We start from the raw sequence: 16058 nt of genomic DNA on the forward strand, positions 1-16058 counted from the left end.
CGAGTCTAGTCGGCGGAGTTCTGCCGGTAGGCCGCGATGTAGCGGGCGGTCGCCTCGGCGTTGGCCGCGGCGGCTTTCTCGCGGCGGACCCGCTTGCCGGTTCCGGGCGGGAAACCGTTGCGGGACAGCCGGTGGTCGATGCTTTCCTCCATGTACGCGCACGAGTAGAAGTACGACACCAGCGCGGCCATCAGCACGATCGCGAGCCGCAGCCCGAGCGGGGCCGGCAGCAGCAGCCAGACCAGGCACAGCGGCGCGATGCCCACCGTCGCGCGCAGGACGTGCCGGGCCTTCCAGTGCTTGGACGTCGCGTCGTGCAGCAGCCAGTCGCGGTAGCGCTCGGGAAGCCGTCCGCTCACGGCGTAGGCGAACCAGCGGAGAACGCCGGGCCGGTCGGTCATCGTTCCTCCTCGGGGTCTGCCGCCACAGTACCCTAATGATTAGTACGCTAACTAATAGTGTGGTGCAGCCCGCGCTAGAGTGGGCCCGAGCACGAGGAGGACGAGTGGCCGAGATCGACCTTGGCGAGGACCCGCTGAAGCTCGACCGGCAGGTGTGCTTCGCGCTGTCGGTCGCCTCGCGCAGCGTGATCGCGATTTACCGGCCGTTGCTGGAGCCGCACGGGCTGACCCATCCGCAGTACCTGGTGATGCTGGCGCTGTGGGAACAGTCGCCGCGGTCGGTGAAGGACCTCAGCACGGCGTTGCGGCACGAGCCCGCGACGCTGTCCCCGCTGCTCAAACGGCTGGAGGCGATCGGGTACGTGACCCGCGGCCGCAGCCGGGCCGACGAGCGTCAGCTGACGGTCGAGCTCACCGGGAAGGGCCGGGAACTGCGCGCCGAAGCGGAGAAAATCCCGTATCGCGTCGTGGAGCGGCTCGGCATGGAGGTCTCCGAACTGGAGGCGCTGCACGCCGCGCTGGGCCGGGTCATCGAAGCGACCGCCTGAGAAGGAAGAACTCGCGCCGCAATCCGGTTCTGTCGAAGGAAACGTGCCGACAGAGCGGAGCGAGCGTGGACAAGATCCGGGTGGGGGTGGCTCCGGGACTCGGGACCGGGCCGGCGGAATTCACCGGTTTGGCCGAGCTGACCGAGGCGGCGGGCGTCGACTCGCTGTGGCTGTCGGAAGTGGTCTATTCGCCGGATGTCGACCCGTTGATCGGGATGACGCACGCGCTGGCCCGCACCGAACGGCTCAAACTCGGCACGGGCGTGGCGATTCTCCCCGGCCGGAATCCGGTGCTGGTCGCGAAACAGCTGGTCACGCTGGCCGGGCTGGCTCCGAAACGCGTGCTTCCGGTGTTCGGCCTGCTGCCCGCGCAGCCCGCGGAACGCGGCCTGTTCCCGGTGCCGGAGGGCCGACGCGCGGCGGTCTTCGACGAGTCGCTCGCGTTGCTGCGGCTGTTGCTCGAACAGGACAACGTGTCCTTCGACGGCGAGTTTTTCCAGGTCGACGGCGTGACGATCGGGCCGCGTCCGGCGAAACGGCTCGACGTCTGGGTCGGCGGGGCCGCGCCTGCCGCATTACGTCGAGCGGGCCGGTTGTCCGACGGGTGGCTCGGCAGTTTCCACACGCCGGAGCAGTCCCGCGCGGCGCGGCTGGCGATCCAGGAAGCCGCCGCCGAAGCCGACCGCGAGATCGAATCGGACCATTTCGGGCTGAGCATGGTCTTGGCGCTGCACGGGATCCCGGAACGGCTGCGGGCGGTGGCCGAGAAGCGCAATCCGGGCCGTCCGACCACCGACCTCGTGCCTGCCAGCTGGGCCGAGGCGCGTCGGATGATCGAGCAGCACGTCGAGGCCGGACTCACGAAATTCGTGGTCCGGCCGGGCTACTCCGGCGACTACCGGCAGTTCCTCGACGATTTCGTGCGCGAACTCGTGCCGCTGCAGAACTAGAACGTCAGCTGTTCGGTCTTGCGGGGCATGAGCAGCAGCGCGACGACGCTCACCACCGAGACGGCGACGATCGCGAGGAACACGTTGTGCGTGGCCCCGGCGAGCGATTCGCGCACGTACGCCGTCGCCGGCGAGTTGTCGTGCGTGCCGCTGAGGACGCGGCTGGTGGCGTCGACGCTCTCCGGAAGGTGTCCGGCGACCTCTGCGGGCGGGTTCGCGAACCGGCCCGCGAGGGTCGCGTTGGCGATCGCGCCGAAGACGGCCGTGCCGACCGCGCTGCCCAGCGAACGGCTGAACATGTTGGTCGCGGTCACCACGCCGCGGCGCTCCCAGCCGACGGTGGACTGCACGGCCACGACCGTCGGACTGGAGGAAAGCCCGAGCCCGATCCCCACCACGAACACCGCAGCCGCGGCCATCCAGACCACTGAGTCGAGGCCGAGAAACGCGGCCATGACCGCCCCGACGAGCAGGAATCCGGTGCCGATCAGCGCGGTGTCGCGGAATCCGATCCGCAGGTGGATCTTTCCGGACAGCGACGCCGCGATCGGCCAGCCGATCGTCAGCGCGGCCAGCGCGAAACCCGCGGTGAGCGCGTCCGTGCCGAGCACGCCCTCGGAATACGTGGGCAGGAACGAGCTGAAGCCCAGCAGCACCGCGCCGGTGACGAGCGCGACGAGATTCCCGCCGATCAGGGTGCGGCGGGTGAACACCCAGAGCGGCAGCACGGGTTCCTCCGCACGCCGCTCGACCAGTACGAACGTGACCAGCATCAGGACCGCGACGGCGAAGATCGCCAGGCTCGGCGCTGAGGTCCAGCTCCACGCGACCCCGCCTTCCAGCAGGGCAAGGATCAGCAGCGCGCAGCCGAGCGTCAGCAGGGTCGCGCCGGCGTAGTCGACCTTGTGCCGGGTGCGGTTCACCTGCTCGGTGAACTTGCGGTAGAGCATCCACGCGGCGAGCGCGCCGAGCGGCAGGTTGACGAAGAAGATCCACCGCCAGCTGAGGTATTCGGCGAACACGCCGCCGAGCGTCGGCCCGATCACCGAGGCGACCGCCCACACGCCGGCGAGGTAGCCCTGCACCCGGGCGCGTTCCTCGACCGTGTACAGATCGCCGACCATCGTCATGCTGATCGGCTGGACCGCGCCCGCGCCGATGCCCTGCACCGCGCGCGCCGCGATCAGCACCGGCATGCTCCACGCGACCCCGCACAGCACCGAGCCGACCAGGAACGCGGCGATGCCGAAGAACATCACCGGGCGGCGGCCGAGGACGTCGGCGAACTTGCCGTACAGCGGCACGGTGACCGCCTGGGTGAGCAGGTAGATCGAGAACAGCCACGGGAACTGGGAAAACCCGCCGAGGTCGCGGACCACCGACGGGACCGCGGTGGCGATGATGGTGCTGTCGAGGGCCACGAGGCCGGTGCTCAGCATGACAGCGGCGAGGACGGGTCCCCGCTCGGATCGAAGGCCTACGGCGGCGCGTTTCGCCGCGGGCGGACTGCTCGTGCTACCCATGCCGGGAATAAACTCCTTCGCCCGGGCAAGCATTCCCCAGCCGATCGATCGGTGCCCGGGGGTCCGCCGGACCGCCATCATGGAGGGATGGACAGATGGGTGCGGCCGATCGGCCGGGGCTGGGTCGTTCAGGGCGCGGTGCCGGGGCCGGATGTCGACGAGTTCGCCGAACCGGAGGCGGTGACGAGGGCGCTCGCGGCGGCGGAAGGGGACACGCTGCTGGCCGCGCAGCATCCCGCGCGGACGCCCGCTGCGCTGGCCGCCGGGCTGGACGTCGAGGCCGCGCTGCCGGAGGCGCGGGCGACGCTCGAACGGCTGCTGACCGGCCATTACCGGCCGGAGACGGGATTCGTCGCGGCGTACCGGATCGGCGAGACGATCGCGGGCGTGCTGTGCCTGGTCGACGTCCGGGAGCTGACGTCGGCCGGGGCGCACGTGAAGCACACCGAGGAGGTGTATCCGGAGGTGGTCGCCGAGCGCGCGGCCGTGCTGGACGGCCTCGGGTGCGCGACGAGTGCCGCCCTGCTCGTGCCGGTCGGCGACGGAGCGGAGCTGACCGCGGCGGTCAAGGAAGCGGCGAGTTCGGCGGCTCCTGATGTGTCCACTGTGGACCGTGCGGGGCTGCCGCACGAGCTGTGGGTAGTGCGGCCAGGGGAGAGGCAGGAACGGCTGCTGGAGGCCGCGTCGGCGAGCGATCTGCTGGTGGCGGACGGGAATCACCGCGTCGCGGCCGCTGCCGGGAGCGGTCAGCTGCTGGCGTTGATCACGGCGGGTTCGCAGTTGGAGATCCGGGCGATCAACCGCGTGCTTCTCGGGACCGGACGCTCTGCCGAGAGCCTGTTCGCGGCTTGGCAGGAGGCAGGGCTGGACGTGGCCTGGTCGAATGACGCGACCCCGCCTTCCTGCCCCGGCACGGCAGTGGTGCTGGCCGGCTCGCGCGTGCTGCGGGTGCGGTTGCCGGGTTCGGACCCGCTGATCATCGACCACGAAGTGGCGGAACAGACGCTCCTCGGCTCGGCGCTCGGCCTCGACCCGGACGGCCCGCACGTGCGCCCGCTGCTGCCGGGCAGCCCGGTCCCGCCGGACGCGGACGCGGTGGTGCAACTGGCCCCGGTGCCGTTCGAGACGGTGCAGGCGGTGCACGCGGCGGGGCGTCGGATGCCGCGGAAGGCCACGTACTTCACGCCTAAACCGCGCGGCGGGCTGGTGCTGGCGCGCTGGTAAGCGCTGGTAAAAAGGTGCAGGTCAGCGTCTGTTCCGCTTAGGATCGCGCAGGTGGAGCTACCCCTGATGCCGCCGGTGCGGCCGATGCTCGCCAAAGCCGTGCACGAGGTGCCGCGCGATGGCGGGTTCTGGTATGAGCCGAAGTGGGACGGCTTCCGGTGCGTCGTGTTCCGCGACGGCGACGAGGTCGAACTCGGCTCGCGCAACGACCGGCCGCTCACCCGGTACTTCCCGGAACTGGTCGAGCTGCTGCGGGACGCGTTGCCGGAAAAATGCGTCGTCGACGGCGAGATCGTGCTGGTCACGCCGCGCGGGCTGGACTTCGGGGCGTTGCAGCTGCGGCTGCATCCGGCGGCCAGCCGTGTCCGGAAGCTCGCGGAGGAGACCCCGGCCAGCTTCGTCGCGTTCGACTTGCTCGCGCTTGGCGAGCGGGACCTGACCGAGGAGCCGTTCGCCGAGCGGCGGCGGGCGCTGGAGGGGATTTTCGCGCCCTCGACCGGTCTGCAGCGGGTGCATCTGACCCCGCTCACGACGGATCCGGACCTCGCGCAGGACTGGTTCACCCGGTTCGAGGGCGCGGGTTTCGACGGGGTCATGGCGAAACCCGCCGATCTGCCGTATGAGCAGGACAAACGCGTGATGCTGAAGGTGAAGCACGAGCGCACCGCGGACTGTGTCGTCGCGGGTTTCCGGTGGCACAAGGACGGCAAGGGCGTCGGATCGCTGCTGCTCGGGCTGTACGACGAGGAGGGGGCGCTGCACCACGTCGGCGTCGCGAGCAGCTTCACCGCGGCGCGGCGGCGGGAGCTGGTCGAGGAACTGGCCCCGTGGCGGGAGAACGCGCTCGACGGGCATCCGTGGCGCACCTGGGCGGAATGGCAGGCCGGCGAGGTGCGCCGGCCGGGCGCCAACAGCCGGTGGGCCCCGGACAAGGACCTGTCGTGGGAACCGCTGCGCCCGGAACAGGTCGCCGAAGTGCGCTACGAACACCTGCAAGGCGGCCGTTTCCGCCACGGCGGACGACTGGTGCGCTTCCGCCCGGACCGGACCCCGGAATCGTGCACCTACGCGCAACTGGACGAGGCCCCGCCCGCCGAACTGGCGGATCTGTTCGGGGAGGCCCGATGAGCGGCGTGCCGCTCGACCTGGACGGCGTGGAACTGACCATCTCCAGCCCGTACAAGGTTTATTTCCCGGAACGAGGCGAAACCAAGCTCGATCTCGTCCGCTATTACCAAGCTGTCGCGGGCCCGTTGCTCGACCGGCTCGGCGGCCGCCCCTTGCTGCTCGAACGCTATCCGGACGGCGCGGGCGGAAAGTCGTGGTTTCAAAAACGCACGCCCAAGAACGCGCCTTCCTGGCTGACCACCGCCGTCGTCTCCACCCCCAACGGCACCACCAGTGACGCACTGGTGGCTGCGGACCTGGCGCACGTCCTGTGGGCGGTCAACCAGGGCTGCCTGGGCTTCCATGTGTGGCCGAACCGCGCGTCGGCGCTGGACATCGCGGACGAACTGCGCATCGACCTGGATCCGTCGCCCGGGATCGGCTTCCCGCACCTGCGCGAGGCAGCCGTGCTGGTGCGGGAATTCCTCGCCGAGCTGGGGATCGAGGTCTATGTGAAGACTTCCGGTTCACGCGGCCTGCACTTGTATTCAATGCTGGAACCGCGCTGGAACGGCTACGAAGTACGGGCCGCCGCGGTGGCGTTGGCAAGGGCATTGGAACGGCGGCATCCCGACCTGATCACCGCGCAGTGGTGGAAGGAAGAACGCGGCTCGCGAGTTTTCGTGGACTTCAACCAGAATGCGCCGCACAAAACGGTTTTCGGCGCTTGGTGCGTGCGGCCGAGGGCCGGCGGACAGGTTTCTGCGCCGATCGCCTGGGACGAGCTGGCGACAGTGGATCCGGACGCCTTGACGCTGTCGACGGTCCCGGCGCGGGTCGCGGAACGGGGAGATCCGTGGGCTGGCGCGAACGATCGGCCGCAGTCGATCGAGGCGCTGCTGGAGATGTCGCGAGAGGACCTGGCCGGCGGGCTGATGGACGCGCCATGGCCGCCGGTGTACCCGAAGATGCCGAACGAACCGCCGCGGGTCGCGCCGAGCCGGGCGAAGAAGGCGCCCGCCGAGGAGTGACCCGGCACGTCTCACCCCAACGGCAGGTCAAACGCCAACTGCTCCTGTGCGCCAACCCCCACCGGCACTCCGGCCAAAGTGCCCGCGCACCCGGGGCAAGGCGTGACGTGCCCAGTCCCCTGGGCAGTGAGATCGATCGGCGTCCAAGTCCGTGATTCCCGCTCCCCGCAGGCAGACCGCCGATACCGCAGATCGTCCGCCCGAGTCATCACATGCGCGACCGGATCGTCCTCCGGCAACGCACCCACGAGGTACCACCGGGCCGCAATCGTCTCCGCCATGGAACTAGTCCTCCAAAGAGGCTGGTCCGAGCTATGAAGACATAGTGCGACTCCCACGCCGCCAACCCGCGCGTTTACGCTTCTTCGGCGTGGCGCGTTTCGCCCTCATCCGGTTCGTCCAGGTACCGCAGAAAGCGCAAAAGGCCCCGCTCATCAGGCACATCGTCCTCAGCCAGGCAAGCGGCGAGCTCCCGTTCGACGGCCGCGGAATCAATCCCGGCGCCAATCAGCACCAGTTCGGTCCGCCGCGGCCCAGACGGCCAGGTCGACCGTTCCACCTGCACAAACGCCCCGACAGTATGCAATCCGAACCGAGAGCGGGACTCGGGAGACCCCAGATCCACCTGCCCTTTGACCCGGTAAAGCCCGGCAGGACGGCTCTCCAGAAACGCGAGAAACCGCCGAGGCGAAAGCGGCCGCTCAGCAGTGAACGCGACGCTCTCGTACCGCGCGTGCAAATGCTCGGAATGATCATGCTCGCGCAGATCGTCAAAAGACAACTGCCCGTAACTTTCCCGAGGCCGGGGATCGAAAAACAGCCCCGGATCAACGCGCCCGCGCTCGGTCTCAAGCACCGGCACTCCAGGTGCGTACTCCTCCACGACAGCGCGAACCTTGGCCACCGCGTCCGGCTCGGCCCGATCGACCTTGTTGAGAACCACCAGGTCGGCAACCCGCACATGCTCGGTCAGCTCCGGGTGCCGCACCCGCGTCGCCTCGAACTCGACCGCGTCGACCACCTCGACCAGCCCGCCGTACCGGATATCCGGGTTCTCGCTGGCGATCATCAGCCGCAGCAGATCGCGGGGCTCGGCGATCCCGCTCGCCTCCACCACGATCACGTCGATCCCGGCCTCAGGCCGCGACAGCCTGCCCAGCATCGCGTCCAGCCCGCTGGCGTCGACCGCACAGCACAGGCAGCCGTTGCCCAGCGAAACCATCGTGTCGACCTGCCCGGCGACCGCGAGCGCGTCGATGTTCACCTGGCCGAAGTCGTTCACCACCACGCCGACCCGGACGCCTTGGCGGTTGGCGAGCAGATGGTTGAGCATCGTGGTCTTCCCCGCACCGAGAAAACCTGCGACGAGCACTACCGGAACCCGCTGCCTTGCCACGCGTCAACCCTCCTGTCGTCCGGGCAGCCGACGATACCCGCGGACCGTGGCAGCCCGGCGCCGTCCTCGATGAAAGGGAGTTGACGCAATGTGCCGTCGTGGCAGGATGAGCGGATGATCTGGACGCCGGGCAGGGAGGACCGGGTCGACGGCATGCCGACGGCCGCGGAATGGCGGCAGTTGTCGGTCGTGCCGGAGAAACGGGAAGTCTTCGGCTACGACCTGTACTTCCGCGAGGGCTGGGCGGACGTGCTTTCGGTGTTCGGCGGCGACGCGACCGGCGTGCTCGGCGGACTGGCGATGCTGGTGGTCAAACCGGACGCGGTAGCCGGCCGCAGGCTCGGCCCGATCATGGATTACCTGGCGGACAACGGTTTCGTACCCGTCGCCACCACGCGGTTCGGCTACACCCGGCATTCGATGCGCGAGGTGTGGCGCTACGACTGGCACATCTACACCGTCGACCGGCTGCAGTTGTGCACTTTCTGGTATCTCGCCAACGATGTGCTGCTGTTCCTGGCCCGCGACGTCCGCCCGGTCGCGGGATTGCCCGCGACGGTCCGGCTGTGCGAGCTGAAGGGCGTCGGCGATCCGGCCCAGCGCGAACCGCACCATTTGCGCACGAAGCTGAACCCGCCCAACCGGATCCTGAACTTCGTGCACGTCGGCGACGAACCGGCGGACATCGTGCGCGAGCTGACGATTTTCCTCGACCGTCCGGAACGGCTCCGGTTTCTCGAGGACCTGCGGGCGCATCTCGCCGAGGACCGCACGGCACAGGCGCGAGCCGAGATCGCCGCCATCGAAGCCGATTGCCCCGCGCACGACCTGGACATCGACGCGACGCTGGCCCGGCTGGCCCCGATGACGGGCGAGGCCGCGGTTTCCCGGCTGCGGGACGTGGTCGAGGGCGGGGACCGGATCAGCTGGGACGAACTGGCCGAACTGGTGCCCTTCGACAAGGCCGACCGCTGGGACGTGATCGTGACCGCGTCGTTCGTGGTGCACAACGAGCGTCCGGTGCCGCATGCGCTGCTGCCCGCCGTTTCGGCGGAGGCGTGGACCGCGCGGATGCGGTAGCGCCGGGTCTACAACGGACGCCTGGCCCGGGGTTTGGCCCAGTGCACCGGATCCGGGTTGGCGATGAGCTTCGCTTCACCGGGTTCGTCGCATTCGATCAGGCCGGCCCCGGCCGCGGCGAGATCCCAGCGATCGACCTCGGCTCCGCTTTCGGCGACCGCCTCGGCGACCTCGATCCACGGCACAAATTCCCCGAAGCGCAGGCGTTCCAGCAATTCGAGCGCCCGGCCGCCGTGCTCTGCTCGCTTGAGCGCGTCTGCCACCGCGTCGGCGGCCTCGTCGGCGTCGAAGGTCCGCGGGGCGGGGGCCGCTTCGAGTGCTTCTTCGAGCAACGGGAGACCGGCCGGGGCGCCGGAGACCAATGCGTTCAGTGCTTCCCGGCGCTGTGTCGGGTCGAGCAGCAGGCCGATCTCCCGGATCAAGTCGGCGGGCTCGTCGGCGACGTGGACGTAGCTGAAGTTGCGATTGTGCTGGTGCAGCAGGGCGCGCAGGGTGCCGGGCTGCTGCTTCAGCGGATCGGCCGAGCCTTTCAGCGCGGCCAGCCGCATCGTCGCGGGCATCGGCCCTGGCTGTTCGTCGCGCACGAGCAGCAGCAGGGCGGAGCCGCGATAGATCAGGTCGTTCAGCGCGAGCCGGTCCACCGTGGCCGACGTCAGCTGGTACCGCCACATCTCCCGCCACCGCAGGCCGTCCAGGTCGGGACGCTGCACGGTTTGGACGGCGAATCCCTGCTCGCCCAGCCAGCCGAGCACCGGGCGCACCTTGCCCGCGGCGATGCCGTCCGGTTTGACCAGGAGAAGGGCGTGCCGGCGCACGATGTCGGCGGTCCGGTCGCCGAGGAACCGGGCGATGTCGCGAGCGCCTTCCCGGAAGTAGGTTTCGCGGCGGTACGCGATGCGCTTCGCGGGCATGCGCGTGAGCGCGGCCCAGTCCATGTCTTCGATCGTCGCTCCCCTTGGCCGATGCCGGATCCGGTGCGGTGATCTTATCCGGCGCGCGCCGCCCCTGTCGTATGAAGCACCGATGAGCAGTTCGCCAAGAAGTGTCGAACGTCTTCGAAAGCGCGCCGCCGTGCGGGTGATGCTCCGGATCCGGAATCGGCGGATCGGCGTACCGCCAGCGGAGCATCCGGGCGAACCGGTTGATTCCTTTCCGGAACTTCGGCGTTCCGAAGGTCTACTGTGGACAATAGGGATTTGTTCGTGCTGGCAGGCGTTTTCAGTGGTCCGGACCAGTTGTGGCGGGGTATCTCGCACTGTCCCGGCCGCGGATTGCGCCGGATGTCGCAGGGGGATTGGTCGGTTCCGGGGCTTGTCTCGACACATTATCCGCCATTCCTTGAAATCACGTAGAATATTGTTCACTCGGATGGTCGCTGCGCGGGGTGGCCGGGGTCCATAGAGTTCTGAGGGGCAGCGCTGGTCCGGTGGGGGAATAACCGCCAGCGGCTCCGAATCGCGGCTCGCTCACCGCCGCGCGACCGCGGCCCGGCCGGACGCCGGAGGGGACCTGCGTATCCCGAGGAAGAATATTCCCGGAGGGCCGGAATGCACCGATTGCTTGAATCCCGCAGCACCATCCTGATCACCCAGCAGGAGGCCGAAACGTTCGGAAGCGGCTGGCGCGCCCGCGCTTTCCGCGACGTCGAGTCCAGGCTCACCGACCGTGGTTTCCCGTGTGTCTTCTCGAGAAACGCGTTCCGGAAGGGCCTGCTGCTGTTCGCCTTCGCCGAGGACGCCGGGCCGGACGCCATCGCGAGACTCGGCCGCGAACTCGCCGATTACGTCGAGCTTTCCCGGAATTGGAACGGTCATCTCGACACCGCGTACCCGCTGCTGATCGTGTTTTCCCCCGCGGCGGTGTCCGCCCGGTCGGTCGCCGGGTACCAGGCGTTCGGCTGGGAGGTGCTTCAGAAGCTGCACCGCGTCGACCCGGCCCGGTGGCCGGAGAACGTCGGCACCGACCCCGGCGAAAGCTCGTGGTCCATGTGCTTCAACGGGATGCCCTTGTTCGTCAACATGAGCAGCCCCGCGCACGAGGTCCGGCGCAGCCGCAACCTCGGCGAGCACTTCGTGCTCGTGATCAACCCGCGCGAACGATTCGACGTCGTCGCGGGCGACACCCCGAGCGGCCGCAACGTCCGCAACAACATCCGGGCGAGAATCGACCGATACGACGGTGCGCCGCGCGCCCGTCAGCTCGGCTCCTACGGTGTCGCCGGGCTGGAATGGTGGCAGTACGGTCTGCCCGAGGAAGATGTCGACCGGACCGATTCCTGCCCGTTTTCCTTCCGTGCGCCCGAAACCGCGCAGCCGGACGAGGCGGCGGCGCCTGCCTGATCGGAGACAGGCGATGACGGAAGTGATCGTTTCCCAGGGGCGCATCGGCGACCGCGGCGCGGGAATGATCGAAGGCGCGGCTCGGACGGCACGTGCGCTGAAGCAGTGGTACGACGTCGAACCGAGTTATGTCGGCAATTCGGCCGGCCCGGCGAACGATGACTGGACGGTCAGCCTCCCGGCTGCCGAAGAGACGCTTTCCGGCCTGGCACAAGCTGTTTCGGCGAGTGTCGAGACTAGGCGGCGAACGGTGCTCGCGGCTAACACTTGTTCGGCCAGCCTCGCGACGTTGCCCGCTGCGTTCCGCGCGTATCCGGACTGCGTGGTGTTGTGGATCGACGCGCATGGTGATTTCCATACCCCGGAGACCACGAGGTCGGGTTATCTCGGCGGGATGGCGCTCGCCGGGGCGTGCGGGGTGTGGGACAGCGGGCACGGTGCGGGTGTCGACCCTGGCCGGGTCGTCCTGGTCGGCGCGCGCGATATCGATCCGGCAGAACGTGAGTTGCTGGATAAGGCGGGCGTTCGGATTATCGCTCCGGCGGATGTCACTGGGCAGCGGGTCGCGGCTGCGGCCGGGGGTGCGCGGGTGTGGGCGCATATCGACTGGGATGTGCTTGAACCGGGTACGGTGCCTGCCGATTACCGCGTTCCGGACGGACTTTGCCGCACAAGATCCGTGAGATTTTCGAGGCGATTCCGGCGGTGGACATTCCCGGTCTGGAGCTGACTGAGTTCGCCGCGACCGGAGACGAGCGCATTGACGCGCGGGCGACTGAGTCCATTATGGACATGATCGCGCCGGTGTTCGTGACCGCGGCGCTGCGATAGACCGAAGTGGCTGTTGCCGATTCGGCGTCCGAGCGGGCAAGATCGGGACCGGTGAGCCAGTCTGATGCCGGCGGCTTCCGGCATTGGGCGGGCTGGATTGCTCCGGGGCAGGGGGTTCCGATGATTGCCGGTGCTTGGTGGTGCGGAGGCCGGGTTGCCTCAGCGGTCTTCGGAGCGGAGGCCGGGTGACCGCCCGGTCCGCTGCCGCTGAACGCGGGACCCCGATGAGGCCTGCGCTCGTCCTTGCCGGCGTGCTGTTGATCGCGATGAACCTGCGTGCGGCGATCACGTCGCTCGGCCCCGTTCTGGGGCTCGTCCAGGCTGATCAGGGGCTTTCCTCGATAGCTGCGTCTGTCTTGGTCAGCGTTCCGCTCATTGCGTTCGCTGGGTGCTCGCCGATCGCGCCGAAGGTTGCCGCGAAGCTCGGGCTTGAGCGGATGCTCGGTGCGGCGGTCCTGCTGCTCGCGGTCGGGATCCTGCTGCGTTCGACTCCGCCTCAGTTGTTGTTGTGGACTGGAACCGCGCTGCTCGGGGTCGCCATCGCGATCTTGAACGTCCTGCTTCCCGCACTGGTCAAACGGGATTTCCCCGCGCGGATCGGGCCGGTTACCGGTACGTACACCGCGGTGCAGTCCGGGGTGGCCGCGATCGCTGCTGGGGTCGCGGTGCCGCTGGCCGGGCAAGAGGCTGGTGGGTGGCGGCTTTCGCTGGGGGTCTGGGCTGGTCTTGCGCTCGTCGCGCTAGGGGTTTTTCTGCCGCAGTCACGGCGTTCCGGTGCCGCACCGCTTGTGCGTACCGCTGGGGTGGTGCGGCCGTGGACGAGCTGGCTGGCCTGGCAGGTCACTGTCTTCATGGGGTTGCAGTCGCTTGCTTTCTATGTGCTGGTGACCTGGTTGTCTTCGATCGAGCATGCCGCGGGGATCAGTTCGATGGCCGCTGGGTTTCACCAGTTGCTGTTCAATCTGTCCGGGCTGGCCGGCAGCTTGGTTTGTTCCATGGTGATTCATCGGTTGCCTGATCAGCGGCCGGTCGCGATTGCCGGGTCGTTGTTGTTGACGGTCGCGTTGACCGGGTTGCTGGTCGCGCCTGGGGTCGCGGTGCTTTGGGCGGTCTTCGCCGGGTTGGCCGGTGGAAGCACGTTGGCGTTGGCGTTGTCGCTGTTTGGGTTGCGCACCAGGAATTATGCGGACGCTGGGGCGTTGTCCGGGATGGCTCAGTCCGCGGGCTATACGCTCGCGGCGCTGGGGCCGGTCGTTATTGGCGCGGTTCATGACGCTGCTTCGTCTTGGACGCCTGCGCTCGGGGTGTTGATCGGGCTGGCGCTGGTGCAGACGGTGTTCGGAGGGTTGGCTTCTCGGCCTCGGACGCTGGCCTGATGGGCTCGTCGCCCTGGCGGGCGACGTCGGCCGTCTTGGGTGGCGTGGGGCACCCCGAAGGGTGATTGTGCTGACGGTTCGTGGGTGGGGCGCGCCGGGGGGCGGGCGTGGGGCGGCTTGGGGGTGGACAATAAGGACATGATCAACGTCCTCGTTGCGTACGCGGGCAAGCGTGGTGGCACCCGTGAGATCGCCGAAGTGGTCGGCGAGGAGTTGCGTGCTGCCGGGTTCGCGGTGGACGTGCGTGCTGCGGGTGAGGTCGACGGCGTTGCTGGGTATGCGGCGGTGGTGGTCGGCAGTGCGCTCTACTACGCGCGGTGGCGGCCTGAAGCGGTGCGGCTGCTTGAGCGCAACACCGAGGCGTTGCGGGTGCGTCCGGTGTGGTTGTTCCACAGTGGACCTTGTGGTCCTGGCGCGAATGTGGCCAGGGTTGGCTTGCCTGCGCGGGTGACCTTGCTGGCCGCGGCGATTGACGCGGGGCGTACTGAGACGTTCGGCGGGCGGCTTGATCCGGCGCTTGCGGACGGTGTGCTGGAGAAGGTGATGGCGCGGGGCAACCGGGTCGGGGATTTTCGTGACTGGGAGCGGATCCGGGCGTGGGCTCGGGACATCGGCCGCCGGGTGCGTTCCCGGGTTCCGATTTGATCCGCGGCCCACTGTGAAACGTCCGGTTCGTCCTGCTTTGCTTGGTATGTCAGGGAGTGCGGGCGTCCACATGCGACTCTTGCTTCGCCGCTGCGCCGGGTGTAGACCAAGCCCGTGACCGAAAACGCAGCGGGGGGCAAGGAAAAACGCAAACTCAGCGCCGATCAGCGGAACTCGTTCCTCGCCGCGTGGCTCGGCTGGAGCATGGACGCGTTCGACTATTTCCTGGTCGTGTTCGTGCTCGCGGACATCGCGAAGGACAAGTCGTTCGGGGCTACCGCCACTCAGCTGGCGTTCATCACCACCGCGACGCTCGTCATGCGTCCGGTCGGCGCGTTGCTGTTCGGGCTGTGGGCGGACCGGTCGGGACGGCGGATTCCGCTGATGGTCGACGTCCTGTTGTACTCGGCGGCGGGCGTGCTGTGCGCGGTCGCGCCGAACTTCACCGTGCTGCTGATCCTGAGGTTCGTTTACGGCATCGGCATGGGCGGCGAATGGGGCCTGGGCGCGGCGCTCGCGATGGAGAAGATCCCGGTGGAGCGGCGCGGGTTCTTCTCCGGGCTGCTGCAGGCCGGGTACTCCGCCGGGTACCTGCTGGCCGCGCTGGCGTATCTGCTGTTCCACACCGCACTCGGCCTGGAGTGGCGGTGGATTTTCGTGCTGAGCATCTTCCCGGCGCTGATCAGCCTGCTGATCCGGGCGCGGGTCGAGGAATCCGAGGTGTGGGAGGCGGCGCAGGAGAAGATGCGCGTCACCCGGACGTCGGTCAAGGACGTCCTGTTCAACCCGAAGGTGCTGCGCCGGTTCGGGTATCTCGTGCTGCTGATGACCGCGTTCAACTGGATGTCGCACGGCACGCAGGACGTCTACCCGACGTTCCTGAAGGCGACCGACCACGGCGGTGCCGGCCTGAGCGCGGCGACCAGCACCTGGATCGCGGTGCTGTACAACGTCGGCGCGATCATCGGCGGCCTGGTTTTCGGCTCGCTGTCGGAACGCTTCGGCCGCCGGATGACGATCGTCGGCGCCGCGGTGCTCGGCTTGCCGATCGTCCCGATCTTCGCCGTCGACCACGGGGCCGGGATGCTCGCGCTCGGGTCGTTCCTGATGCAGGTCATGGTGCAGGGCGCGTGGGGCGTCATCCCCGCGCACCTGACCGAGATGTCCCCGGACGCGATCCGCGGCTTCTTCCCGGGTGTCACGTATCAGCTCGGCAACCTGCTGGCCGCGCTGAACCTGCCGATCCAGCAGAGCATCGCGCAGTCGCAGGGGTATCCGGCCGCACTGCTGTGGACTGTGATCCCGGTGCTCATCGCGGTCGCCGTGCTGACCTCACTCGGCAAGGAGGCGAAGTCCATCCGCTTCGGCGGCGAAGGCGCGACCACCGCACCCGCGGGGACTTCCTGATCTTTCCGCCTGCTGGGTGCGGGCGTCCTTGCCGTCGAACAATCGCCGATATATCGTGGTCATATCGGCGATTGTTCGACGGAGGAGGACGACATGACGAGGACCGCAGGCGGAGACCACCTGTTCCGGGGCTTCGGCGGCCCAGAACGCTTCGGTGGACACGGAGTGCCGTTCGGCTTCGGCCGTCCCGGACCGGTTCG

Annotated in this window: 17 protein-coding genes; 12 read left to right on the top strand and 5 right to left on the bottom strand. The window is 68.6% G+C overall.

Annotated features, from left to right (window positions below; genetic code table 11):
- Positions 1–5: 5 nt before the first annotated feature.
- Positions 6–401 carry a DUF5313 domain-containing protein gene (locus L3Q65_RS05150; protein ID WP_237598907.1) on the bottom strand — a complete coding sequence of 132 codons (396 nt, stop codon included), beginning with the start codon at positions 399–401 and terminating at the stop codon, positions 6–8.
- Between the two features lie 104 nt (positions 402–505).
- Between L3Q65_RS05150 and L3Q65_RS05155 the strand changes: the two genes are divergently transcribed.
- Both L3Q65_RS05155 and L3Q65_RS05160 read left to right on the top strand, forming a co-directional pair.
- The gene (locus L3Q65_RS05155) at positions 506–949 is read left to right on the top strand and encodes a MarR family winged helix-turn-helix transcriptional regulator (RefSeq protein ID WP_182896893.1); all 444 of its coding nucleotides are present in this window, start codon (positions 506–508) and stop codon (positions 947–949) included.
- Between the two features lie 65 nt (positions 950–1014).
- The gene (locus tag L3Q65_RS05160; protein WP_237598908.1) at positions 1015–1899 is read left to right on the top strand and encodes a TIGR03854 family LLM class F420-dependent oxidoreductase; all 885 of its coding nucleotides are present in this window, start codon (positions 1015–1017) and stop codon (positions 1897–1899) included.
- On the opposite strand, the gene L3Q65_RS05165 is transcribed toward L3Q65_RS05160, so the two are convergent.
- On the bottom strand, positions 1896–3422 hold the full coding sequence (locus tag L3Q65_RS05165) for an MDR family MFS transporter (protein ID WP_237598909.1): 1527 nt from the start codon (positions 3420–3422) through the stop codon (positions 1896–1898). The genes L3Q65_RS05160 and L3Q65_RS05165 overlap by 4 nt on opposite strands.
- A gap of 87 nt (positions 3423–3509) precedes the next feature.
- Here L3Q65_RS05165 and L3Q65_RS05170 point away from each other — a divergent pair, with 87 nt between their 5' ends.
- The 3 genes from L3Q65_RS05170 to ligD are packed head-to-tail and all read left to right on the top strand — an operon-like array spanning position 3510 to position 6784.
- On the top strand, positions 3510–4646 hold the full coding sequence (locus L3Q65_RS05170; RefSeq protein ID WP_237598910.1) for a DUF1015 family protein: 1137 nt from the start codon (positions 3510–3512) through the stop codon (positions 4644–4646).
- A gap of 51 nt (positions 4647–4697) precedes the next feature.
- Positions 4698–5774, top strand: coding sequence for an ATP-dependent DNA ligase (locus L3Q65_RS05175; RefSeq protein WP_237598911.1), 1077 nt, complete (start codon positions 4698–4700; stop codon positions 5772–5774).
- On the top strand, positions 5771–6784 hold the full coding sequence (ligD, locus tag L3Q65_RS05180; RefSeq protein ID WP_237598912.1) for a non-homologous end-joining DNA ligase: 1014 nt from the start codon (positions 5771–5773) through the stop codon (positions 6782–6784). The genes L3Q65_RS05175 and ligD overlap by 4 nt, the downstream gene beginning before the upstream one ends.
- 11 nt (positions 6785–6795) lie before the next feature.
- Here ligD and L3Q65_RS05185 read toward each other — a convergent pair whose 3' ends face one another.
- Both L3Q65_RS05185 and L3Q65_RS05190 read right to left on the bottom strand, forming a co-directional pair.
- Positions 6796–7065: a hypothetical protein gene (locus L3Q65_RS05185; RefSeq protein ID WP_237598913.1), complete on the bottom strand. Its 270-nt coding sequence runs from the start codon at positions 7063–7065 to the stop codon at positions 6796–6798.
- Between the two features lie 74 nt (positions 7066–7139).
- Positions 7140–8117 (bottom strand): GTP-binding protein, encoded by a 978-nt coding sequence (locus tag L3Q65_RS05190; protein ID WP_370648205.1) that lies wholly within the window; start codon positions 8115–8117, stop codon positions 7140–7142.
- A 177-nt stretch (positions 8118–8294) separates the two neighbouring features.
- On the opposite strand from L3Q65_RS05190, the gene L3Q65_RS05195 reads away from it, so the two are divergent.
- Positions 8295–9260, top strand: coding sequence for a nucleoside-diphosphate kinase (locus tag L3Q65_RS05195; RefSeq protein ID WP_237598915.1), 966 nt, complete (start codon positions 8295–8297; stop codon positions 9258–9260).
- Positions 9261–9268: 8 nt separating this feature from the next.
- Here the strand turns inward: L3Q65_RS05195 and L3Q65_RS05200 are convergent, their stop codons facing one another.
- A complete protein-coding gene (locus L3Q65_RS05200) occupies positions 9269–10195 on the bottom strand; it encodes a nucleoside-diphosphate kinase (protein ID WP_237598916.1) in 927 nt (308 codons plus the stop codon).
- Between the two features lie 612 nt (positions 10196–10807).
- Here L3Q65_RS05200 and L3Q65_RS05205 point away from each other — a divergent pair.
- The 6 genes from L3Q65_RS05205 to L3Q65_RS05225 all read left to right on the top strand — a co-directional run bounded on the left by L3Q65_RS05205 (position 10808) and on the right by L3Q65_RS05225 (position 15858).
- Entirely contained in the window at positions 10808–11599 is a 792-nt protein-coding gene (locus L3Q65_RS05205; protein ID WP_237598917.1) for a YqcI/YcgG family protein, read from the top strand.
- A gap of 13 nt (positions 11600–11612) precedes the next feature.
- Positions 11613–12329 (top strand): arginase family protein, encoded by a 717-nt coding sequence (locus tag L3Q65_RS05210; protein ID WP_237598918.1) that lies wholly within the window; start codon positions 11613–11615, stop codon positions 12327–12329.
- Positions 12305–12430 carry a hypothetical protein gene (locus L3Q65_RS47300; RefSeq protein ID WP_255751338.1) on the top strand — a complete coding sequence of 42 codons (126 nt, stop codon included), beginning with the start codon at positions 12305–12307 and terminating at the stop codon, positions 12428–12430. Before L3Q65_RS05210 ends, L3Q65_RS47300 begins: the two co-directional genes overlap by 25 nt.
- A gap of 185 nt (positions 12431–12615) precedes the next feature.
- Complete coding sequence (locus L3Q65_RS05215; protein WP_237598919.1) at positions 12616–13806, top strand: MFS transporter; 1191 nt, start codon at positions 12616–12618, stop codon at positions 13804–13806.
- Between the two features lie 138 nt (positions 13807–13944).
- On the top strand, positions 13945–14451 hold the full coding sequence (locus L3Q65_RS05220) for a flavodoxin domain-containing protein (RefSeq protein WP_182896882.1): 507 nt from the start codon (positions 13945–13947) through the stop codon (positions 14449–14451).
- A 204-nt stretch (positions 14452–14655) separates the two neighbouring features.
- The gene (locus L3Q65_RS05225; RefSeq protein WP_304504579.1) at positions 14656–15858 is read left to right on the top strand and encodes an MFS transporter; all 1203 of its coding nucleotides are present in this window, start codon (positions 14656–14658) and stop codon (positions 15856–15858) included.
- The last annotated feature ends 200 nt before the right edge of the window (positions 15859–16058 follow it).

Source organism: Amycolatopsis sp. FU40 (assembly GCF_021903635.1).
Taxonomy (GTDB): domain Bacteria; phylum Actinomycetota; class Actinomycetes; order Mycobacteriales; family Pseudonocardiaceae; genus Amycolatopsis; species Amycolatopsis dendrobii.